Raw genomic sequence first — 23,030 nt, 5'->3', positions numbered from 1 at the left:
GCCCAACCGAAGCCCAGCCCCTTCAACCGCCCTTAATTAGCCACCAACACCGGTGCCACAGCCGCCGGATCGCTAATACTCGGCCGCCCATTCTCCACATGCCCGGCCAAACGCCGCGAGAAACTAGCATCATCACTACTCGTCACCGTCAAGTCATACCAGTGATGACTCGACGCCAGCACCCAGGCCTCTTCAATACTCACCCCGGCCGGCACCAGCACAGGACGTGTCCGCGCCCCATATGCGTTATCAGTCACCGACAACCGCGCAATACCGCCGCCCGCATTGCTGAACTTCAAAAACACATTGCCGTTCGCAACATCGTATTGCACCTTGATTTCCGGCAGCGCGGGCTTATTGTTGCCATGCCAACCCCCAGCCTGCGCGGTCTGCGCCATCGCTTGCTGCGTATTCCCCGCGAACTTGCGCACAAAACCATTCGGCCCATACACCTCGAACGCATACACACCGTTCGTCGTTGTCAGATCGAAAGTCTCGTTGAGCGACTTGCCGGCCTCGACGGTATAACGCCACGGACCATCCGTGCGATTCGTCGAGTAAACATAGAAATGCGCGCCTTGATCGCCGGTATTGGCAAGCACGATCTCGAACGTGTTCTTCTTCGCATCCGCTTGACCGTTCACATGCAACTCATACGGCAACGCACGGGCGAAACGGATGCCGCTTTCCTGCGGATCGATCGTACCCAGCGTCGCGGGAACGGTCGGCTTTGGCTGCGTCGCGCACTGATTGTCGGCGATGCTCTTGTAGTTGCTCGTGTCCGGCAGCGGGGGTACTTTCGAATCCGGCGTGCGGAAGTCGAACGCCGTCGTCAGGTCGCCGCACACCGCGCGGCGCCATTGCGTGATATTCGGCTCCTGCACACCAAAGCGCGTTTCGATAAAGCGAATCACCGACGTATGATCGAACACCTGCGAGCACACAAAGCCGCCCTTGGTCCACGGCGAGACGATCGTCATCGGCACGCGCGGGCCGAGGCCGTAGGGCAGACCGTCCGCGGTATAACTACCGCCGCGTCCCGGATTCACGACGTTGTGAATTTCGCCGTCGGTGCTGACTGTCGACTGCCCTTGCGCGGGCGTGGTTGCCGGTTGCGGCGGCACGAGGTGATCGAAGAAGCCGTCGTTCTCGTCGTACATGATGAACAGCACGGTCTTGCTCCACACCTCGGGATTCGACGTCAATGCATCGAGAATCTGCGACGTATATTCCGCGCCGTACGCGGGCGTGTATTTCGGGTGCTCGGAGTACGCAGCCGGCGGGCACAACCACGACACTTGCGGCAACTTGTTCGCCAGCACGTCGGCCTTCAGATCGTCGATAGTACGCACGGTTTGCGCGCGCTCATACAACGGCGAACCCGGCTGCGCGTTGACGAAGTTCGTGAAGTTCTGCAGGATGTTGGTGCCGTAGTTGCCGTTCAACGGATCGGCGCCGGTCAGACCTTGCTGATACACCTGCCACGAAATTCCCGCCGCTTGCAGACGTTCCGGGTACGTCGTCCACGAGAGCAATTGATATTTCGGCGGACCGTCGCCGTCGACGAAATCGTTATTGTCGAGCAGCGGACCGCCCTGCGTGCCGGTCGGATCGACCATGCCGCTCATCAGATACGCCCGGTTCGGGTGCGTCGGTCCCGCCAGCGAGCAGAAGTAAGCGTCGCAGATGGTGAACGCATCGGCCAGCGCGTAGTGGAACGGAAGGTCGCTGCGCAGGTGATAGCCCATCGTCATGTCGGTCTTGTTCGCGGGCCACTGATCATAGCGCCCGTTGTTAATCGCGGCATGGGTTGGATACCAGTTGTGGTCGAGATCGCCGAGACATTGCGCACTGGTGGTCGCCGTGTTCAGATGGAACGGCAGCACCGGTTGGGTCGGGTCTTCCTTCGACGGTTGATACCACACCGGCTTGCCGCCCGGCAGCGGAATCGGGAAGCGGTCGTTATAACCACGCACACCGCGTATATGGCCGAAGTAGTGGTCGAACGAACGGTTCTCCTGCATGAACACGACGATGTGCTCGACATCGCGGATCGTGCCGGTGCGCGAAAATGCGGGCACGGCAAGTGCGTTGCGAATCGATTCGGGCAGCGCGGTCAGCGCGGCAGCAGCGCCGGCGGATGAAGCCACGGTCTGCAGGAAACGGCGACGGCTGGTTGATGTCATCGAAATATCACCTTCTGCGGGGAGGAAAAATAGCGCGCCTTGCGCGCCAGTGGAATCAGGTCAATTGCTGCTGGCGTTGTCGCCCGGTGCGTAATGCATCACGGGCGCGACTTGCTGGCTGTCGGCAGCGAGGTTGGCTTGCATGTTTTGGGTGATCGGTTCGGACGCCGCGGCGGCCCCGGCTGCGAGCGATGTCGACGCATTGAGCATGTCGGTCGCGGGATTGATTGCTGAACTTTGCGCGACATCGTTGTTAGCAACGCCCGGCGATGAAGGCGTCATCGCGGCGCTTTGCGCGGCATCGCTGCTGGCCGCAGTCGTCGATGAAGACGAAGGCGCGGTGTCGTCCGCGCCACAGCCGCTTAGCGTGGAAGTTGCAACTGCAACAAAAATGGTAATAGCGAGGAGGGCGTGTCTTCTCATGTCTGCATCCGACTTGGTGATGGCGGATGCAGTCTCCAATCCTTTCAAGAAATAATTGTGAAACGTTTGCGAGTGAATCGATTTACATCGTAATGTTGGTTTTTAGAAAGGAATTGGAAAGCAGTAAGCAGGAGAATGGTCACATTAGCGCCATACGGCTAAAGCCCAGGCACACCGAACGATTGGCGGCGTTGCATATCCCGGTAAGTTCATGACACGTATCGAGCACCCTTTCGACATCACGCGTCTCGAAGACGAATGGCTTGAGGCAGACGGCTTCGGCGGCTTCGCATCGGGAACCGTCGGCACGCTGCGCACGCGCCGCTATCACGCGTTGCTGCTCACGGCCACGCGCGCGCCCGGCGGGCGCGTGGTCCTCGTCAACGGTGTGGAAGCCTGGATCGAAGCGGACGGCCAGCGTTATCCATTGAGCATGCAGCGATATCTGCCGGACCTGATCTATCCGGACCTGACGGCGAGTCTTCTCGCGTTCGACACCGACCCATGGCCGACATGGCGTTTGCAACTCGATCCGCACACCACGCTGATAGCGGAAGTGTTCGTGAGCAAGGCAACGCGCGAAACGGTTTTGCGTTGGCGGTTGCAGCGCGACGAGGCGGGTGTTCCCCCGAAGGCGTTCAACCTGAAAGTCAGGCCCTTGCTTTCCGGCCGCGACTACCACGCGTTGCACCACGAAAACGCCGCGTTCAACTTCAACGCGCAGACCAGCGGCGACGCGGCGTGCGTGAGTTGGCAACCGTACGGTGACCTGCCGGTCATCAATGCGGCGACCAATGGCATCTACACGCACGCGCCTGATTGGTACCGGAACTTCTGCTATGTGCGCGAGCGCGAACGCGGCCTTGATTTCAGCGAGGACCTCGCCACGCCAGGCGTATTCAGCTTCAACCTCGCCGACGGCGAAGCGGTGATGGTCCTGAGTGCGTCGGTGGCAACGCCGGTGTCGTCAGCGCCCTTGTCAGCGGAGCCCACAGGCACGCGGACAGCCGGTGCCTATGCACCGGAGTCGACCGGCGTCGCCGGCCTTTTTACAAATCAGGCAGGCGCGAAGGCCGCCGCCGGCTACCAAACGGACTTTGGGAGCACACAACCAGCCGCCGCCCTCGCAACCCAACTCGCCCACACCGAACAACAACGCCGCAACGCACTCGGCTCCCGCCTCGAACGTTCCGCCGACGCCTACGTCGTCGCGCGTAACGAAGGCCGCACGATCCTCGCCGGCTTTCCATGGTTCACGGATTGGGGCCGCGACACGTTCATCGCCATGCGCGGCCTGCTGATCGCAACGGGCCGCCTCGACGAAGCCGCGGCGATCCTGCTCGAATGGTCGGGCACACTGTCGGAAGGCATGCTACCGAATCGCTTCCCCGACTATGGCGACACGCCTGAATACAACTCCGTCGATGCATCGTTATGGTTCGTCATCGCCGTCCACGACTATCTGTCAACGAATCACGCAAAAGCCGACACCCGAACGCGTCTGCAGCAGGCAGTGGAAATCATCCTCACGGGCTACACGAACGGCACGCGCTTCAACATCAAGGCGTCGGCCGATGACGGCCTCCTGAGCGCCGGCGTCCCCGGTGTGCAACTCACATGGATGGACGCAAAGGTCGGCGACTGGGTCGTCACGCCACGCATGGGCAAACCCGTCGAAGTGCAGGCGCTCTGGATCAACGCATTGCGCATTGCAGCAACATGGAATCCGCGCTGGCAGCCAGCCGCGGAACGTGCGTTGCAATCGTTTCATGAACGCTTTACCGATCCATCGACACAAGCGCTTTTCGACAACGTCGACGTGGATTTCGTGAAAGGCACCGTCGATCGCGCAATTCGCCCGAACCAGATCTTCGCCGTGGGCGGCCTGCCGTTTCCACTACTCGAAGACGTAGCGGCGCGCGCGGTGCTCCAGCAGGTCGAAGCGCAGTTGCTCACGCCGCTTGGCCTCAGAACGCTTGCCCCGTCCGATCCAGCCTATAGTGGGCACTATGGCGGGTCCCCGCTGGAGCGCGATCGCGCCTATCATCAAGGGACCGTCTGGCCGTGGCTGCTGGGCCCGTTCGTGGAAGCCTGGCTGCGGGTTCACTGCACCGAGCCGGATGTCGGCGCACAAGCCAAGGCGCGCTTTCTCGACCCGCTGTACGCCCATCTCGATCACGCCGGACTCGACCATCTGTCCGAAATCGCCGACGGCGACGCGCCGCACGCGCCCGCCGGCACGCCGTTTCAGGCGTGGTCGCTGGGCGAGTTGCTGCGCATCGAAACCCTGCTTGCCCGCCTCGCGCCCATCGCCGCCTAAACGCGCTAGGATGTGAGTCCCACCGCCAAGCCCGACGCAAGGACGGAGTCATGCCACCGCTGCGCGCTGCCAATCTGCTCGACACCATTGAAGGTTCACGCCTCCACTCAGCCGACTGCGCCCATTGGCAACGCTGGGGACCGTATCTCAGCGAGCGTCAGTGGGGCACGGTGCGCGAAGATTACAGCCCGGACGGCACCGCCTGGGACTACTTCCCGCACGACCACGCGCGCAGCCGCGCTTACCGTTGGGGCGAAGACGGCATTGCCGGTTTCGGCGACGACAAACTCAGCTGGTGTGTGTCGCTCGCGCTGTGGAACCGCAAGGATCCGATCCTCAAGGAACGTCTGTTCGGACTCACAAACGCGCAAGGCAATCATGGCGAGGACGTGAAGGAGCTGTACTTCTACGTCGACGGCACGCCGACGCATTCGTACATGCGGATGCTCTACAAGTACCCGCATGCCGCCTTTCCATACGACGACCTGGTTCGGGAAAACGCGCGGCGCGGCGGCGACATGCCGGAGTACGAGATTCTCGATACCGGCGTATTCGACGATCTGCGTTACTTCGACGTGCAGGTGGAATACGCGAAACACGCGCCCGACGACATCCTGATGCGTGTGACGATCGAGAATCGCTCGGACCAGGCGGCCTCGCTCGATGTGTTGCCGCAGATCTGGGCGCGCAATTCGTGGTCATGGAAGGAGAACAAGGACAAACCGTCGCTCGTCGCAGGCCAGGACCACAACGGTGAAACTCATGTGGTCGGCCGGCAGCATGGCCATGAGCCGATCGTCGTGTCGGCGTGGTCGAAAGACGCACCGCAGATGGCATGGCTGTTCTGCGAGAACGATACCAACGTCAAGCGCCTGTTCAATATGGAGGGCGCCGGGCCGTTCAAGGACGGCTTCAACGACTACCTCGTGCACGGCGACGAACAGGCCGTACGCCGCGACGCCGGCACCAAGGCGGGCGCGCATGCGTCGATTGAACTCGCTCCGTATGGGCGCGCTGTTGTGTACATGCGCTGGCGGCCGCAATCGTGTCCCGACGACACGCAGCTGGATGCCGATGCCGTGTTCGCGCACCGCATTGCCGAGGCCGATGAATTCTATGGCGCGCTGCAGCACGAGATCGACGATCCCGATGCGCGCCTCGTGCAGCGTCAGGCGCTGGCCGGCATGCTGTGGTCCAAGCAGTACTATCAGTTCGACGTGCATCGCTGGCTCGAAGGCGATCCGTTGCAGCCGAAACCGTCCGAAAATCGCAAACGCGGCCGCAATTCGGAGTGGCAGCATCTGTGCAACGCCGACATCGTGTCGATGCCCGACAAGTGGGAATACCCGTGGTACGCGTCATGGGACCTGGCGTTTCACGCGGCCGCGTTCGCGCTGATCGATCCGGCGTTTGCCAAGCGTCAATTGCTGTTGCTGGTTAAGGACCGCTATCAGCATCCAAACGGCCAACTGCCCGCCTACGAATGGGCGCTCGGTGACGCGAATCCGCCGGTGCATGCCTGGGCCGCGTGGCGCGTCTATGAAATCGACCGCGCGCTGACCGGCAAGGCGGATCGCGATTTTCTGGAGCTTGTTTTTCACAAGCTGCTGCTGAATTTCTCGTGGTGGGTGAACCGCAAGGACGCGGACGGCCGGAATGTTTTTCAGGGTGGCTTTCTTGGCCTGGACAACGTGGGTATTTTCGACCGCTCGTCGCCGCTGCCCACCGGTGGCTATATCGATCAGTCGGATGGCACCGCGTGGATGGCCGCGTATGCGCTCGACCTGATGCGTATCGCGCTCGAACTGGCCTATGCGAACCATGTGTTCGTCGATATCGGCGTGAAGTTTTTTGAGCACTTCCTGTATATCGCCGAGGCTGTCAGTTGCGACGACAACTGCGATACCGGTCTATGGGATAACGAAGACGAGTTCTTCTACGACAAGCTGCGCCTGCCCGACGGCACCAGCGTGCCGATGCGCTTGCGTTCGATCGTCGGCCTGATTCCGCTGTTCGCCGTGCACGTGCTCGAAGAGCGTTTGCACGGCCACCTGCCGGGTCTGCGCGAGCGGCTCATCTGGTTCCTCGAACATCGTCCGGATCTGGCGAAACTGGTCTCGCGCTGGAACGAGCCCGGCAAGGGGAATGCGTTGCTGCTCTCGCTATTGCGCGGGCATCGGATGAAAGCGTTGCTGCGCCGTGCGCTCGACGAAAGCGAATTTCTCTCCGATCACGGCGTGCGCGCGCTGTCGCGCTTTCATCGCGACAACCCGTTCGTGTTCAAGCACAACGACACCAGCGTCACCGTCAAGTATCTGCCGGCCGAATCCGACACGCGCGTGTTCGGCGGCAACTCGAACTGGCGCGGGCCAGTGTGGATGCCGGTGAACTATCTGCTGATTGAATCGCTGTACGAATTTCATCGCTATTACGGCGACGGTTTCCGCGTCGAGTATCCGACCGGTTCCGGGCAGAAGTTCTCGCTCTGCGAAATCGGCGACAAACTGGCACGCCGGGCAACCACGCTGTTCCTGAAGGACAAAAACGGCGAGCGTCCGGTGATGGGCGCGTATCCGCTCTTGCAGGCCGACCCGCGTTCGCGCGATCTGGTGCTGTTCCATGAATATTTTCACGGCGACAACGGCCGTGGCGTGGGCGCCTCGCATCAGACCGGCTGGACCGGGCTGGTGGCGTTGCTCCTGCAGCCGCGGGTGATGGCCGCGTCGGGCAATGTGCCGCTGACCGGCGAGTCGGACCAGGCGCCGATTCCAACGTCGAGCACGGCGCCTGCTCCGGCATCCGAGTCCGAGCCGGCGCCTGCGCTGACAACCGCGGTGGCCAAATAGCGCGCGGCGGCGCAGCCGCGCGCGAGGTTACCCAGGCCATACCGCGCGCGGCGTGAACAGGTTTAGCAGTTGTTTTTGAACTGTGCGGGTTCAAGCGTGGTCTTTCATGTACCGCCACGTCCGTTCCATTGGCTTCCTTAAGCGAATCCCATGTCGACCACTCCGAATACCCAAACCTCCCCCCGCCCCGACGCCAGCGGCGAACCCAGTTGCAAAGTCAGCGCGAGTCCGCATGATGCGCCGCCGTCGCCGGCGGGCAAGCGGCCAGCGCCGCCTTGCACGCTGGTGATCTTCGGCGCGGGCGGCGACCTGACCAAACGGTTGCTGATGCCCGCGCTCTACAACCTTGCGGTGGACGGCCTGCTCGACGGCGGCATGAAGATCATCGGCGTGAATCACGGCGAGCGTGAAACGAACGAATGGCGCGAAGACTTGCACACGTCGCTGCAACAGTTCGCCGCCGATAAAGCCAGCACCTTCCACGCCGGCAAGCTCGACGACAAAGCGTGGGACTGGGTCGCGCAACGGCTCGAATACATGGCCGGCGAATTCGAAACCGACGACATCTTCACGAAGCTCAAGCAAAAGCTCAATCAAGTGCCGGGCGGTAACGTGATTTTTTACCTGGCGGTCAGCTCGCGCTTCTTCAAACCGATTGTCGAACATCTCGGCAAAGCGGACTTGCTGAAAGAAGGCGACGGCGGCAGCGGCGGATTTCGCCGCATCGTGATCGAGAAGCCGTTCGGCACCGATCTCGCGTCGGCGCGCGATCTGAACGCGCACATTCTGTCCTACGCGGACGAGTCGCAGGTGTATCGCATCGATCACTTCCTCGGCAAGGACACCGTGCAGAGCATTCTCGCGGTGCGCTTTGCGAACGCATTGTTCGAACCGATCTGGCGGCGCGAATACATCGACAGCGTGCAGATCACCGCGGCCGAAACGATCGGCGTGGAGGGGCGCGGCAAATTCTACGAGCAGACCGGCGCGTTCCGCGACATGCTGCCGAATCACCTGTTCCAGTTGCTCGGCATGGTCGCGATGGAACCACCCAATTCGTTCGATGCCGAAGCCGTGCGCGACAAGAAAGCCGAAATCTTCGACGCCATCCAGCCGCTGACCGCCGACGACGTCGTTTTCGGCCAATACGAAAAGGGTCCGGCGGGCGTCGGCTATCGCGAGGAACCGGACGTCGCGCCGGACAGCACGACGGAAACCTATGCCGCCGCGCGCGTGTACGTCGAGAATTGGCGCTGGGCCGGCGTGCCGTTTTATCTGCGCACCGGTAAGCGCCTCGCCGCGCGCCGCACGGAGATCTCGGTGCAACTGAAGCCGGTGCCGTTCCGCCTGTTTCGCGACACGCCGGTCGACGCGCTGACGCCGAACGTGCTGACCTTGCGGATCGATCCCGCGCACGGCACGAGCTTCGACTTCAATGTGAAAACGCCGGGGCCGGTGATGCAGATCGGGCCGGTGCAATCGTCGTTCGACTATGCGGACTTCTTCGCCGAGCAGGCCAACGTCGGCTACGAGACTTTGCTGTACGACTGCATGCTGGGCGACGAGACATTGTTCCAACGCGCCGACAGCATCGAAACGAGCTGGTGCGCCGTGGACGACGTACTGCATCCGAAGACCGGCGGCGCGATGCCGGTGCGTGGCTACGCGGCGGGCAGCGAAGGCCCCGCGGAAGCGGACGCCCTGCTGGCACGCAATGGCCACGCGTGGCGGCCTTTGCAAAAAAATGCAGTCGAAAAGAAGTAACTCCACTGAGACGGATCAACACAACCGGGGGACACCATGGCCACACGTAAGACGAGTAAGGCAGGCAAGCCAGGCAAGACGACGGCCAGGTCGAAAGCAACCAGCAGCACCGAGCGGATTCTGGCAATCGACGTCGGCGGCACCGGCCTGAAGGCCGCGATCATCGACGCGGACGGTCAGATGAAAACCGAGCGTTTGCGCGTGGCGACGCCGCATCCGTGCACGCCGGAGCAACTGGTGGATGCGTTGGCGACGCTGGTCGAACCGCTCGTCGAAAAGGAGCCGCCCACGCTAATGTCGATCGGCTTCCCCGGCGTGGTGCGCAACAACCGCATTCTGACGGCGCCGCACCTTGGCGTTGAAGGCTGGCACGACATTCCGCTGGCGGATTCGCTGGCGCAGCGCCTCGGCGGCTTGCCGGTGCGCATGATCAACGACGCGGAGATGCAGGGCTTCGCCGCGATCGAAGGTCATGGGCTCGAGCTCGTGTTGACGCTCGGCACGGGCGCGGGCACGGCACTGTTCCGCGACGGCGAGTTGATGCCTCACCTCGAGCTTGCGCATCATCCGGTCAGCAAGAAGGGCGTGGCGTACGACGAATACATTGGTGACGCAGCGCGTGAGAAGGTGGGCAATAAGCGCTGGAATCGCCGGGTCGAGAAAGTGATCGGGATTCTGAGTTCGCTGGTGAACTACGACAAGCTATGGCTTGGCGGCGGCAACGCGGCGCGATTGACGATCAGCTTGCCCGCCAACGTCGCGACCGTTTCGAACGACGCGGGCATCGAAGGCGGCGCGCGACTGTGGCATCCGAAGTCCCTACGTGAGACGCGGCAACTGCCGGAGGCCAATGAGCGGACCGGCCGCTTCAAGTGATACGCGCCTGGCGGACAGATTTTTTGCACGTCGGCGGAATAAAGGGTTGGATTGATCCGTTTGCCACCGGAGGTAGTCACGCTCATCCCTTGCGTGACTGCCATTTTCAGGTTGGCTAACTCGTACCCGGACAATCGACGATGATTCGAAGCGATAACACTGGCGTTGCACGACGCCTTCTATCTGTTGGCTTGTGCGCTGTGCTGACCTTTGCCGCGGTGAGTGCCCGCGCGGCTGACGCGTTCACGTTGTCGTCGCCCGGTCTGACCGACGGCGGCACGCTGGACGCGAGCCATGCGGCGAGCGCGAATAATTGCGGTGGTGGGAATGCGTCGCCGGCGCTGCAATGGCGCAATGCGCCTGCCGGCACGAAGAGCTACGCGATCACGATTTTCGATCCGGACGGCGCGAAGGGCTTGGGGATTGTGCACTGGGTGCTATATGGCGTCGCGCCCTCGGCGACCGGTCTGGGCGCTGGCGCTACGCCGCCGGCCGGCAGTGTGGGCGGAACGAATCGGACGGGCGGCTCGGGTTATTACGGACCGTGCCCGCCGATCGGGGAGGTTCCGCATCACTATGTCGTGCAGATTTATGCACTTGATTTGCCGCCCGACGCGTTGCAGGCAGGTCTGACGCGGGACGCGTTACAGGCGGCTATCAAGGATCATGTGCTTGCCGCTACCAGTACGGTGCTTCGGTACGGCCGGTGATCTTTTGCCTTTGCTTTTGCCTGCGCGGCGGCCGGGTAACGGCCGCCGCCGGCAAAGGCAAGCCACTACCTGGCCGCATCACCCCAGCGATATTCGTGACTCACCTCATCAAGCTGCGACTTGACCTCTGCATCGAGCACAAACTCCGAAGCCGCCAGCGTATCGCTCAACTGCTCAGCGCGACTGGCGCCAATGATTGCCGAGGTAATCAGCGGATTAGCCAGAACCCAGGCAAGCGAAACCCGAGTCAAAGACTCGCCGGTCGGCGCAGCGATTGCCTTCAACTTCTCGATCGTTTCGAACTCTCGCTGATGCCAGTACCGTTGCTGGTACATCGCCCCAGCCTTCCCGACGGTTTCGGTGAAGCGCCCGGACGTGGGCGCCGCATCGACCCGATGCTTACCCGTCAGCAAGCCACCCGCCAGCGGGTTGTAAGGCATGACGGCTAATTGCTCTTCAGCCGCCAAAGGCAACAATTCCCTTTCGATTTGCCGGAACAACAAGTTGTAGCGGGGCTGCACCGATACGAACCGCGCGACGCGCAACACATCCGCACGCCCCAACGCCCGTGCCAGCCGATACGCGAGGAAATTCGACACGCCGATATACCGCGCCTTGCCGGAGCGCACGATCACGTCCAGCGCCTCCAATGTTTCATCAAGCGGCGTATTCGCGTCGTCGGAATGGAGTTGGTAAAGGTCCACGTAGTCCGTGCCGAGCCGCCGCAGCGAAGCGTCGATGGCATCCAGCAGATGTTTGCGCGATGCGCCTTGATCCCACGCCGACGGCCCCATCTTGCCGACCGCCTTGGTCGCCAGAACGAAGCGGTCGCGTTTGCCCTTCAGCCAGCGACCGACGATTTCCTCCGTGCGCCCGGCCACATCCTCGCCGCCGCCAAGCGGATAAACGTTCGCGGTGTCGATAAAGTTCACGCCGGCGTCCGCCGCCGTGTCGAGAATCCGATGGGAAGCGCCTTCTTCAGTCTGCAGACCAAAGGTCATCGTCCCAAGACACAGGCGTGAAACGGTTAGGCCGGTGTGGCCGAATTTACGGTATTGCATAGTCATCTCCGAGGCGAAACGGAACAGTTGCGGTGTGCAGTGTTGCAAAAAGGATAAACGGTGTCGCGATTTTGCGTTTGGTTGGCGGCGCGTAAGGACGTTTCCGGTCGTTAGCATTTAGAAAGTTTTCAGCGCTGCGTGATTCATATGGGCAAATGAAAGGCGCTTGCATGGTCGGGGCACATCGCTCGGATCAAGTCGCGGATTCTGCGGTGAGTTTGAGGGAGTTGACACGCTTATCTCAGATATAAGCGTGTGCGCTTATTCATCGGGTGAACATTCAAACTCCTTTCATAGTTCGTCTCGTCACATTACAAATACGTAATATTTCGCGAGCATTGATGCCTCAAAAATTACGGAATCCCTACGTTCGTAAAAAAAAGAAACAATTCAATTACACGAGGTAAGGTTCAGCGCGATTGATGCAATTTTATGCATGTGGAATGATAGCGATTCTCATTTAACCAACTAGCCAGCCATCCCGTCACCTCTGCTCCAAGCAGGAGACCGGCAGCCAGCCAATTGCGGTTTTGTCATTGATCCCATGCCGAGTCATGCGGATCTGGCAAGCGCACTCCTGACGGGATTTCCCATGTTCAATCACACGCCGCTTGTGGCTGCGTTAGCGCTAGCCTTTGCCGTTCCGTTTGCCACGCCCGCCGTCGCGCAGACCGCTCCGCAGCCATCGGCTCAAAACGCTCCGCAACCCGCATCGCAGCCGACGGTTCAAAACGCGCCGACAATCGCAGCGGGCGATAACGGAACCTTGCCGACCATCGGCGTCGCGGCGCAAGCAGAACAACAGGACTTCCAGGCAGAACGTGCGACGGTAGGTGCAAAGACGCCCACCGCGTTGCGCGATATTCCGCAGACCGTCACCGTCATCAACAAATCGGTGCTGGCCTCACAAGGCGCCACCTCGTTCCAGGACGCGCTGCGCAATGCGCCGGGCGTGACGATCGGCGCGGCCGAAGGCGGTCAGATCGGCAACAACATCAACTTGCGCGGCTTTACCGCACAGAACGACATCTATCTCGACGGCTTCCGCGATCGCAACCAGTACTATCGCGACACCTTCGACCTCGAGGAACTCGAGGTGTTGTACGGCCCGTCGTCGATGCTGTTCGGCCGCGGCTCGACCGGTGGCGTGATCAACCAGGTCAGCAAGAAAGCGAATCTGCATGACTCGGCGGAAGTCTCGGGCATGATCGGCACCGACGATAAATATCGCAGTACCGTCGACGTCAACCATAAGCTGACCGACACCTCGGCGATCCGCCTGAACGCATTCGGCCAAAGCCTTGGCTCGACGCGCGACGAGATGAAGAACAAGGACTACGGCGTGGCGCCTGAAGTGCGCTTCGGCATCGGCACGCCGACCGAAGTCACCATCTCCGCGCTGATCCAGCACAACTACGACATGCCCGACTACGGCGTGCAGGCGTTGAACGGTCGCCCTTCGCCGGTGCCGAAGAACACCTTCTACGGCCTGACCACTGACCGCACGATTCAGGACATCCAGACTTTCACTGCGGGGGTCAAGCACAAGTTCTCGGATAACCTGATCCTGACGAACCAGACGCAGTTCTCGCACTCGATGACCGACGCGCGCGAAACCGCGCCGCAATCCGTGTTGACGGGCCCGCTCGCCAGCAGCACCGCACTGACGAACGGCAATTTCACGACGCTATCGCCGTCGCAACTGTTCATCAAGCTGCAAAGCCACGACCGTGTCATCGAGAACCACTCGCTGTACAACGATACGATGCTCGAATACAAGTTCAACACCGGTCCGATCAAGCACGACCTGATCACCGGTATCGATCTCGGGCACGACAGCTATTCGAACCAGGCTTACACGCGTAACAACCTGCCGATCATTTCGATGGTGAATCCGCCGTATCTGGCGAATCCCGCGGGCGTGACGACAACGGTCGGCAACTACGCGGACTCGGGTTCGAACGAAATTGGCGCGTACGTCAATGACACCATCTCGCTGGGCCAGAACTGGAAATTTATCGGCGGTTTGCGTTGGGATCGCTTCCAGGCGCAGATCCACAACTCGATCAGCCTGCCGGGCTACGCGACGCAAACCAACTACTTCACCAGCGTGCGCGCCGGCGTGATTTACCAGCCGACCGACTGGCAGTCGTACTACATCTCATACGGCACCTCGTTCGATCCTTCGCTCGAAGCGTTGACGGTCACCAACCTGACGCAGAACCTCGCGCCGGAGTCGACCAAGTCGTATGAAATCGGCGGCAAGTGGGATCTGCTGGGCGGCAATATCTCGGTGACGTCCGCGTTCTTCCGCGAGGAAATGACCAACGCCCGCACGCAGGTTTCGCCGACCGAATACGAGCTTGACGGCGACATTCGCGTCGACGGCTTTCAGGCCGGCGTGACCGGTCATATCACCGACAAGTGGCAGATTTTTGGCGGCTACACCTACATGGACGCCATCATCCTGAAGGCGCTCGATGGCACGCAAGGGCACGTGCCGGCCAACACGCCGCGCAACACGCTGACGCTGTGGAGCACCTATGCGATCACGCCGCATTGGGAAATCGGCGGCGGCCCGACCTATATGTCGCCGCGTTACGCGTCGAACACGAACTACGTGCAGGTGCCGGGCTACACGCGTTGGGACGCGACCGCTGCGTACCACGCGAAGAAATACGACATCCGCCTGAATCTGTTGAACCTGACCAACAAGATGTACTACGACGCGCTGATTCCGTCGGACGGTGGCCGCTCCGTGCCGGGTATCGGACGTACGCTGCTGGCAACGTTCGATTACCGGTTCTGAAGCACGCCTGATTGATACGGTAGGCTTGCCGTTTCCCCACACGGCAAGCCGACGTCACGAGGCAAAGGAAACCCAACATGCTGCTGCACATTCCGAATGTACTGAACGCCGAGCAGGTGCGCTTCGTGCGCGAACGGCTCGATGGCGCCGGCGATGCATGGGTCGATGGCCGTGCGACCGCCGGCTACCAGGGCGCGCCGGTCAAACGCAATCAGCAGATCGCCGAGCATTCGCCGCTCGCGCGAGAGATCGGCGACGTGATTCTCGCGTCGATCGAGCGCAACCCGCTGTTCATCAGCGCGGTGTTGCCGAACCAGGTGTACCCGCCGCTCTTCAATCGATACGAAGGCGGGATGGAATTCGGCAGTCACGTCGACGGTGCCGTACGTGTGCTGCCCAACGGCATCAAGCTGCGCACGGACGTGTCGGTGACGCTGTTCATTTCCGAACCCGCCGAATACGACGGCGGAGAACTCGTTATCGAAGACACCTACGGCGTGCAGCAGGTCAAGCTGCCGGCGGGCGACATGATCGTCTACCCCGCCACCAGTCTGCATCAGGTCACGCCGGTCACACGCGGCGCGCGCCTCGCCAGCTTCTTCTGGGTGCAAAGCCTCGTGCGCAGCGACACGCAGCGCGCGTTGCTATTCGATCTGGACACGGCGATTCAACGTCTGAACGCCACGCATGCCGACGATGCAGCGCGCCGCAGCCTGGTCGGCTGTTATCACAATCTGTTGCGTACCTGGAGCGAAACGTGAGCGCACCCGAGGCTATTGAATTCCAACTGGCTGCGGCCATCGACGCCGAGGCGGGCGAACCACGGCGGCTCGACCAGGAGGAGCTGAAAGCGCGGCAGCAGCGTTCGCGCCGCGCTACCTTCGTCAAGTGGCTGCGCAAGGTGCATGGCTGGATCGGTTTGTGGGGCGCGGCGCTGGGGTTGCTGTTCGGCACCACGGGCTTTCTGCTGAATCATCGTGGCGGCCCGCTCAAAGTGTCGACCGGCGAGCCGCAGGTGTCGGTCGTGCAGGTACCGTTGCCGCAACCGGCGCCGGAGACGCCACGCGAACTCGCCAAGTGGCTCAAGCATGAGCTCAAACTCGCCGGCAACCCGGGCCGCGCGCAGAAAGAGCCCGCGCATCCGGTCGCGTGGGGCGAGCGCACCATGGTTCAGCCGGAGCATTGGCAACTCAACTTCGCGTCGCCGCATGAAAACACGGCCGCTGAGTATTGGGTCGGCAATGGTTACGTGACGGTCAAGCGCAGCGAAAACTCGTTTCTCGCGACCCTCACGAATCTGCACAAGGGCGTTGGCTTGAGCGTCGGCTGGGTGCTGCTGATCGATACGCTGGCAGGCAGCATCATTTTGCTGTCGCTTACAGGCGTCCTGCTGTGGACCGAGCTGAACAAACGCAAAACCATCGGCGTCGTGCTGGTGACGGGATCGATCGTCGCGCTCATCTGCATGGGATTGCTTTAATAACCCTTTCATTTCAAGTCTCTCGCGCCTCACTCCACCTTCCTCCAAAACGCCGCTCCGTGCGAGAATCGCGCTACGTCGATCGGCTGCCTCCGGGCAGCCGTCCGGCGTGCCTGGCCTCGTTTTTGCTATTCCGGTCCGCACAAATTCGAAACAGCAGCGTTGAGGAGATCGCGTTGAAAAAGCCGGACAGCTTCATGTCGGAGGAGGGAACACCCGCGAACCTCGTCACGCCGTCGTTTCTTGCCGGCGGCGGTGAACTGGGTGCGCTGATCCGCGCCTACGACTGGACGCAGACAGCGCTCGGCGCGCCTGAGAACTGGCCGCAAGGGCTGAAGATCGCGATTCGTATCATGCTGACTTCGCGTCAACCGATCTGGATCGGCTGGGGTGACGAGCTTCTCTATTTTTACAACGACGCGTACAAATCGATCATCGGCGGCAAGCACCCGGCCATGCTCGGTCAGCCCACCCAGGTCGTGTGGCGCGAAATCTGGGCCGATATCGAGCCGCTCCTGGATACCGCGCTCAAAGGCGCGGAGGGCACCTTCGTCGAACAGAAGCTGCTCATCATGGAGCGCAACGGCTTCCCCGAGGAGACGTATTACACCTTCTCGTACAGTCCGATTCCCGGCGACGACGGCGAGGCCGGCGGCATCATCTGCGCCAATAGCGACGACACCATGCAGGTGGTCGGTGAACGGCAACTGGCGCTGTTGAAGGAACTGGCGGCAGCCAGTCCGGACGGCCGCGACTGGCGTGAGGCGTGCGAGCTGAGCGCGCGTGCATTGCAGTCCAATCCGCAAGATCTTCCCTTCGCGTTGCTGTATGCGGCGGAGCCGGGCAGCAGCACGGTCACGCTGGTCGGCGCGTGCGGCATCGAGCCGGGTCATCCGGTGGCGCCTGAGTCGATGAGCCTCGGCAGCGCGCCGGTGTGGCCGTTCGCGGACGTGCTGAAGATCCAGGCGCCGCAGATGGTGCGCGGCCTGACCGAACGTTTCGGCATGGCCTTGCCAGGCGGCCCGTGGCACCTCGCGCCTGAGCAAGCGGTCATCCTGCCGGTCTCGGCGGGTAGCGAAACGGCGCCGGCGGTGCTGTTGATTGTGGGTCTGAATCCTTGCCGTCTTTTCGACGACGCCTATCGCAGTTTCCTGAATCTGACCGCCGGCCAGATCGGCGCGGCGATCGGCTACGCGCAGGCCTACCAGGAAGAGCGGCGGCGCGCGGAGGCGCTGGCCGAAATCGATCGCGCGAAAACCACCTTCTTCTCGAACATCAGCCACGAATTCCGCACGCCTCTCACGCTGATGCTCGGCCCGCTCGAGGAATTGCTCGCCAAGCCGCGGCTTGGCGCGAGCACGGATACGCCTCGTCCCGGCAACGATGCCGACGACCGCGCACTGATCGAGATCACGCATCGCAACGGCTTGCGTCTGCTGAAACTCGTCAATGCGCTGCTCGACTTTTCTCGGATCGAGGCGGGCCGTATCCAGATTCACACCGAACCTACCGACGTTGCCGCCTTCACGGCCGAACTCGCGTCGCTGTTCGAGTCTGCGATCGAGGCAGCCGGCTTGCGGCTCGAGGTGGAAATTCCGCCCACGCCGGTCGTCGTGCAACTCGACCGCGAGATGTGGGAAAAGGTCGTGATGAATCTGCTGTCGAACGCGTACAAGTTCACGTTCTTCGGCACGATCCGGGTCGGGGTTCGCGCTGCCGGGAGCGGTGGTGTCGAGGTCAGTGTGCGCGACTCCGGTATCGGTATCGCCGAAGACGAAATACCGCGCCTGTTCGAACGCTTTCACCGGGTGGTGGGCGCGCCTGGGCGTTCGGTCGAAGGCAGCGGTATCGGTCTGGCGATGGTGCAGGAGCTCGTGAAGCTGCACGGCGGCACCGTACAAGTCGAAAGCCGTCTGGGCGAGGGTGCGTGCTTTACGGTCGCGCTGCCGCGCGGCGCGGCGCCGTCTCATGCCGCAAACGAAGCCGCGGACCAAGCGGTGCACGCCGCCATGAGCAAGCACGCGCGCACCTATGTCGATGCCGCATTGCGCTGGAGTCCGGAGAACGAAATCCTCACCGATGCGCCGTCCGCCGTGACGCCGGCCGGGGCGGCGGCGCCCGATGCCGCGCCAATGGCTGCGGCGCGCGTGCTGATCGTCGACGACAACGCCGACTTGCGCGAATACATGAGCCGCATCCTGCGCGCGGCGGGCCACGACGTCCAACTGGCCACCGACGGCCTGGCGGCGCTCGAAGCGGCACGCGCCGCGCCGCCCGACCTGATCCTGTCCGACGTGATGATGCCGCGCCTCGACGGTTTCGGCCTGCTACGTGAGCTGCGCGCCGATCCCGAGTTGCGCGACACGCCGGTCCTGATGCTGTCCGCGCGCGCGGGCGAAGAGGCTCGCGTGGACGGTATCGAACACGGTGCCGACGACTATCTGACCAAGCCGTTTTCCGCCCGCGAACTGCTCGCGCGCGTGGCGGGCAATTTGCAACTCGCACGGCTGCGTCGCGAGACCGAGATGAAGCTGCGCGAGGAATCCCGCACGCTCGAAATTCTCAACCGCGTCGGCTCCACGGTCGCGGCGGAACTCGATCTGAACCGCGCGGTGCAGATCGTGACCGACGCCGCCACGGAATTGACCGGCGCCGCATTCGGCTCGTTCTTCTATAACGTGCTCGACCAGGCGGGTGGCAGCTATATGCTGTACACGCTCTCCGGTGTGCCGAAAGAAGCGTTCGAGAAGTTTCCCATGCCGCGCAACACGGCGGTGTTCGCGCCGACGTTCAATGGCGAGGGCATCGTCCGCGTTGACGACATCACCAAAGATCCGCGCTACGGGCACAATGCGCCGCATCGCGGCATGCCGGAAGGCCATCTGAAGGTGTGCAGCTATCTGGCCGTGCCGGTGCAATCGCGCAGCGGCGAAGTGGTCGGCGGCTTGTTTTTCGGCCATCCGGAACCTGGTGTGTTCACCGAGCGTGCCGAACGGATCGTGGCCGGTATTGCGGCTCAGGCGGCGATTGCGATCGACAATGCGCGCCTCTATTCGGCGGCGCAAACCGAGATTGCCGAACGCACCAAGGCGCAAAGCGCGCTGCATGATCTGAACGAGACGCTCGAGCGCCGCGTGATCGAGACGGTGGCGGACCGCGACCGTCTGTGGGAGCTGAGCGAAGACCTGCTCGTCGTGGCCGACATTGAAGGCCGCTTGCAGCGCGTCAGCCCGTCATGGAGCAGCGCCCTCGGACACAACGCGCAATGGCTGAAGTCGCGTTCATACTTCGATCTGGTCCATCCGGACGACATCGAGACCGTGCGTACGCACCTCGCCGAACTGCGCGGCACGGGTGTGCCGGTGCGTTATGAAAATCGCTTCAAGCGGATCGACGGCAGTTGGCGCTGGGTCGCATGGACGCTCGCGCTCGATCCGGACACCGCGCGGATTCACGGCGTGGGCCGCGACGTCACCGCCGACAAGGAAACCACCGAGGCGCTGCGGCACGCGGAAGAAGCGCTGCGCATGGCCCAGAAGATGGAGGCGATCGGTAAGCTGACGGGCGGCGTCGCGCATGATTTCAACAATCTCCTGCAGGTGATCGGCGGCAACCTGCAATTGCTCGCGAAAGACGTTGCCGGCTCCGACAAGCCTGAACAGCGCGTGCGCAATGCGCTGGCGGGCGTGGCGCGCGGCGCGAATCTCGCGTCGCAACTGCTGGCGTTCGGCCGGCGTCAGCCGCTTGCGCCGAAGGTGGTCAATCTCGGCCGCTTCGTGCGCGGACTCGACGACATGCTGCGGCGCGCGCTCGGCGACGGCGTCGAGATCGAAACGATCGTGTCCGGCGGTTTGTGGAATACGCTGGTCGATCCGTTCCAGGTCGAAAACGCGCTGCTCAATCTGGCGATCAACGCACGCGACGCCATGAACGGCCACGGCAAACTCACCATCGAAGCCGGCAACGCCGCGCTCGACGACTCGTACGCCAAGCGCAATGCGGAAGTCACGCCGGGCCAGTACGTGATGCTCGCGGTCACGGATACCGGCGCGGGGATGTCGCCGGAAGTGCGCGAGCGCGTGTTCGAACCGTTCTTCACGACCAAACCGGAAGGGCAGGGCACGGGTCTCGGCCTGAGCATGGTGTATGGCTTCGTGAAGCAGTCCGGCGGCCATGTGAAGATCTACAGCGAGGAAGGCCACGGTACGACGATTCGCATCTATCTGCCGCGCGTGCGTCAGGAAGAAGACCTTGAAACGAATATCGACGCCGGCCCCGCGAAGGGCGGCACGGAAACGATTCTGGTCGTCGAGGATGATGAGGAAGTGCGCACCACGGTGGTCGAAATGCTCTCCGATCTCGGCTATCGCGTGCTGAAGGCGAAAGACGCGCAAAGCGCGCTGGCGATCGTCGAAAGCGGCGTACCGATCGACATGCTGTTTACCGATGTGGTCATGCCAGGACCGCTGCGCAGCACCGAACTCGCCCGCAAGGCGCGCGAGCGGCTGCCGGCCATTGCCGTGCTGTTTACGTCGGGCTATACGGATAACGCGATCGTGCATTCCGGCCGGCTCGACGAGGGCATCGAACTGCTCAGCAAGCCGTACACGCACGAAGCGTTGGCGCGCAAAGTCCGCTATGTGTTGCAAACGCAGAATCCGCAGGTGGAGGAAATCGCCGCGCTCGACCCGCAGGATCTGCAGATCGAGCCGCCCGTCACGCCGGAGGGTGCCGACAGCTTCGCCGCGGACGCGCGGTTGCGGATTCTGCTGGTGGAGGACGATGAGCTGATTCGTGTGAGTACCGCGGAACTGCTGCGTACTTTCGACTTCGACGTTCTGGAAGCCGAAGGTGAACACGATGCCAAGCAGATGCTCAGCGAACACGCGGTCAACGTGATGCTGACCGACGTGGGGCTGGCAGGCAAGTCAGGTGTCGAACTCGCGCTGGATGTGTGCCATTCCCGGCCCGATCTGCGCGTGATCTTCCTGACCGGCTACGATCTCGTGCTGACGCCGGAGCAGCGCAAGGTGTTGCCGCATGCGATCCTGCTGCGCAAGCCTTACGATTTGCTTGACCTGATCGATGCGCTGAAAACGCCGCTGCCGTAGTGGTTCGCCTGCCGGATACCTTGTGCGTCTGCCAGCGGAAAAGTGGACGCTCGCGCTAGAATCTCCGCAGACCGCCCAACCCGTTGGCCCTGCCGGAATTCCGCCGATGACCACAACGATGAAACCCTCACGCCGCCATTTTCTGACGCTGAGCGTGGGCGTGAGCTCAGCGCTCATGCTCTCCCGCCTCGCGTTCGCCGACACCGCGAACGCCAACGCACTGAGCGAAGCTGATCCGAAGGCGCAAGCCGTCGGCTATAAAGAAGACACAGCAAGGGTCGATAAAGCGAAATTCCCAGGCTACGCTGCCGGACAAACCTGTGCCAACTGTTCGCTATTTCAGGGTAAGGCCACCGACGCTTACGGTGGCTGCACGCTGTTCGGCGACAAGCAGGTCGCCGCGCGCGGCTGGTGTAGTTCGTATTCGAATATGTGACGCAGCGTGGTCGCGCATCAGAATCCGGTGTTTGAAACACTTTGGCCTCAGTTCAAAGCGCTCAATACCAATTCATGCGAATGGCCGATCCACACCGCCGCGTCGCGGTGGTCGCGCAAGGCGTCGCCGGTATTCGGATGCAGAAAGATATCGAGCGCGCCGTGATTCAGCGTGAGCCAGCCGAGCAGCCCGGCGAACTGCTCCTGTGTGAATGCGAGCTGGTACGACCACATCGGGTGCGGTCCGACTGGGCGTTCGTGAAACCGGCCCATTTGCAGTTTGCCGGTCCAGTGCGCTTCGATTTGCTCGCGAAAGGTCCACGCGGCGTCGCGGCTGCCTGCATCGAAGTAAACATGCGCGTGCCAGCTCTCGATGGCTGAGGTGTCGCGAAAGGTCATAGCTGGGTCCGTTGTGGTTCAGTCTTTTTCAGACATTCATTCTGCTCGTGTTTCCGCTGACGCGCGTGGCGCGCGTCTCATGTGAAACTGTATTTCGTCTTCGTCGACGATTTCGAAGCCGAGGCGTTCGTACAGACGCTTCGCGGGATTGCCTTTGAGCACCTTGAGTGTGACCGGCAGAGCGTCAGTCTGCGCGGCCTGCAAGACGGTTTGCAGCACGCGCTCACCCATGCCGCGCCCTTGATGCGCCGGCGCGATCTGCAATTGCACGACGACCCATTCGTTCTCGGTACGATGGGCTTTTAGCAAACCGGCCGGCGTGCCGCCGAGGCAAATCACCTGCGCCGCGTCGTAACGATGGCGCAGACGCGCGTGATGCTGGGCGTCGTCGATAGATTCGCCGGCGCGCGCCAGGTGCTCCGTCATGGTGGCCTTGCGCAGTTCGAAGAGAAAGGGCTCGTCGGCTTCCAGCGCCGGGCGCAGGGTGAGGGCAGGTTCTTGCATAGGCATGCTGGTGACGTTTCCGGGCTGCGGGCGGCTAGTAAGAATTGTCGTGAATTGTCGCGTCTGCAGCGCTTTTTTACCATGCGGGTTATGGTTAAGCCTCTCG

Annotated in this window: 15 protein-coding genes; 11 read left to right on the top strand and 4 right to left on the bottom strand. The window is 62.1% G+C overall.

What is annotated here, in order from left to right:
• Positions 1-32: 32 nt before the first annotated feature.
• Complete coding sequence (locus PQR53_RS02925; protein WP_408451053.1) at positions 33-2,186, bottom strand: phosphocholine-specific phospholipase C; 2,154 nt, start codon at positions 2,184-2,186, stop codon at positions 33-35.
• A gap of 142 nt (positions 2,187-2,328) precedes the next feature.
• On the opposite strand from PQR53_RS02925, the gene PQR53_RS02920 reads away from it, so the two are divergent.
• The 6 genes from PQR53_RS02920 to PQR53_RS02895 all read left to right on the top strand — a co-directional run bounded on the left by PQR53_RS02920 (position 2,329) and on the right by PQR53_RS02895 (position 11,125).
• Positions 2,329-2,664, top strand: a complete 336-nt coding sequence (locus PQR53_RS02920) for a hypothetical protein (protein WP_408451052.1) — start codon at positions 2,329-2,331, stop codon at positions 2,662-2,664.
• Positions 2,665-2,820: 156 nt separating this feature from the next.
• Positions 2,821-4,929 (top strand): amylo-alpha-1,6-glucosidase, encoded by a 2,109-nt coding sequence (locus tag PQR53_RS02915; RefSeq protein WP_408451051.1) that lies wholly within the window; start codon positions 2,821-2,823, stop codon positions 4,927-4,929.
• A gap of 50 nt (positions 4,930-4,979) precedes the next feature.
• Positions 4,980-7,775 (top strand): MGH1-like glycoside hydrolase domain-containing protein, encoded by a 2,796-nt coding sequence (locus tag PQR53_RS02910; RefSeq protein WP_408451050.1) that lies wholly within the window; start codon positions 4,980-4,982, stop codon positions 7,773-7,775.
• Positions 7,776-7,925: 150 nt separating this feature from the next.
• Entirely contained in the window at positions 7,926-9,539 is a 1,614-nt protein-coding gene (gene zwf / locus PQR53_RS02905; RefSeq protein WP_408451049.1) for a glucose-6-phosphate dehydrogenase, read from the top strand.
• A gap of 36 nt (positions 9,540-9,575) precedes the next feature.
• Positions 9,576-10,415, top strand: a complete 840-nt coding sequence (locus tag PQR53_RS02900) for an ROK family protein (RefSeq protein ID WP_408451048.1) — start codon at positions 9,576-9,578, stop codon at positions 10,413-10,415.
• A 140-nt stretch (positions 10,416-10,555) separates the two neighbouring features.
• Positions 10,556-11,125 (top strand): YbhB/YbcL family Raf kinase inhibitor-like protein, encoded by a 570-nt coding sequence (locus PQR53_RS02895; RefSeq protein ID WP_408451047.1) that lies wholly within the window; start codon positions 10,556-10,558, stop codon positions 11,123-11,125.
• Between the two features lie 65 nt (positions 11,126-11,190).
• Here PQR53_RS02895 and PQR53_RS02890 read toward each other — a convergent pair whose 3' ends face one another.
• Positions 11,191-12,186: an aldo/keto reductase gene (locus PQR53_RS02890; protein ID WP_408451046.1), complete on the bottom strand. Its 996-nt coding sequence runs from the start codon at positions 12,184-12,186 to the stop codon at positions 11,191-11,193.
• 592 nt (positions 12,187-12,778) lie between these two features.
• Between PQR53_RS02890 and PQR53_RS02885 the strand changes: the two genes are divergently transcribed.
• From PQR53_RS02885 to PQR53_RS02865, 5 genes are all read left to right on the top strand, one after another.
• The gene (locus PQR53_RS02885; protein WP_408451045.1) at positions 12,779-14,995 is read left to right on the top strand and encodes a TonB-dependent receptor; all 2,217 of its coding nucleotides are present in this window, start codon (positions 12,779-12,781) and stop codon (positions 14,993-14,995) included.
• A gap of 77 nt (positions 14,996-15,072) precedes the next feature.
• Entirely contained in the window at positions 15,073-15,756 is a 684-nt protein-coding gene (locus tag PQR53_RS02880; RefSeq protein WP_408451044.1) for a Fe2+-dependent dioxygenase, read from the top strand.
• Positions 15,753-16,475, top strand: a complete 723-nt coding sequence (locus PQR53_RS02875) for a PepSY-associated TM helix domain-containing protein (protein ID WP_408451043.1) — start codon at positions 15,753-15,755, stop codon at positions 16,473-16,475. The genes PQR53_RS02880 and PQR53_RS02875 overlap by 4 nt, the downstream gene beginning before the upstream one ends.
• Positions 16,476-16,672: 197 nt before the next feature.
• Positions 16,673-21,586 carry a response regulator gene (locus PQR53_RS02870; RefSeq protein WP_408451169.1) on the top strand — a complete coding sequence of 1,638 codons (4,914 nt, stop codon included), beginning with the start codon at positions 16,673-16,675 and terminating at the stop codon, positions 21,584-21,586.
• A gap of 118 nt (positions 21,587-21,704) precedes the next feature.
• The gene (locus PQR53_RS02865; RefSeq protein WP_408451168.1) at positions 21,705-22,022 is read left to right on the top strand and encodes a high-potential iron-sulfur protein; all 318 of its coding nucleotides are present in this window, start codon (positions 21,705-21,707) and stop codon (positions 22,020-22,022) included.
• 47 nt (positions 22,023-22,069) lie between these two features.
• Here the strand turns inward: PQR53_RS02865 and PQR53_RS02860 are convergent, their stop codons facing one another.
• Both PQR53_RS02860 and PQR53_RS02855 read right to left on the bottom strand, forming a co-directional pair.
• Positions 22,070-22,420: a DOPA 4,5-dioxygenase family protein gene (locus tag PQR53_RS02860; RefSeq protein ID WP_408451042.1), complete on the bottom strand. Its 351-nt coding sequence runs from the start codon at positions 22,418-22,420 to the stop codon at positions 22,070-22,072.
• A 36-nt stretch (positions 22,421-22,456) separates the two neighbouring features.
• Entirely contained in the window at positions 22,457-22,930 is a 474-nt protein-coding gene (locus PQR53_RS02855; RefSeq protein WP_408451041.1) for a GNAT family N-acetyltransferase, read from the bottom strand.
• Between the last annotated feature and the right edge of the window lie 100 nt (positions 22,931-23,030).

The organism is Paraburkholderia fungorum, assembly GCF_046027605.1.
Taxonomy (GTDB): Bacteria; Pseudomonadota; Gammaproteobacteria; order Burkholderiales; family Burkholderiaceae; genus Paraburkholderia; species Paraburkholderia fungorum_F.
Note: the sequence above shows the minus strand (reverse complement) of the source record. Positions and strands in the feature narration are given on the sequence as shown.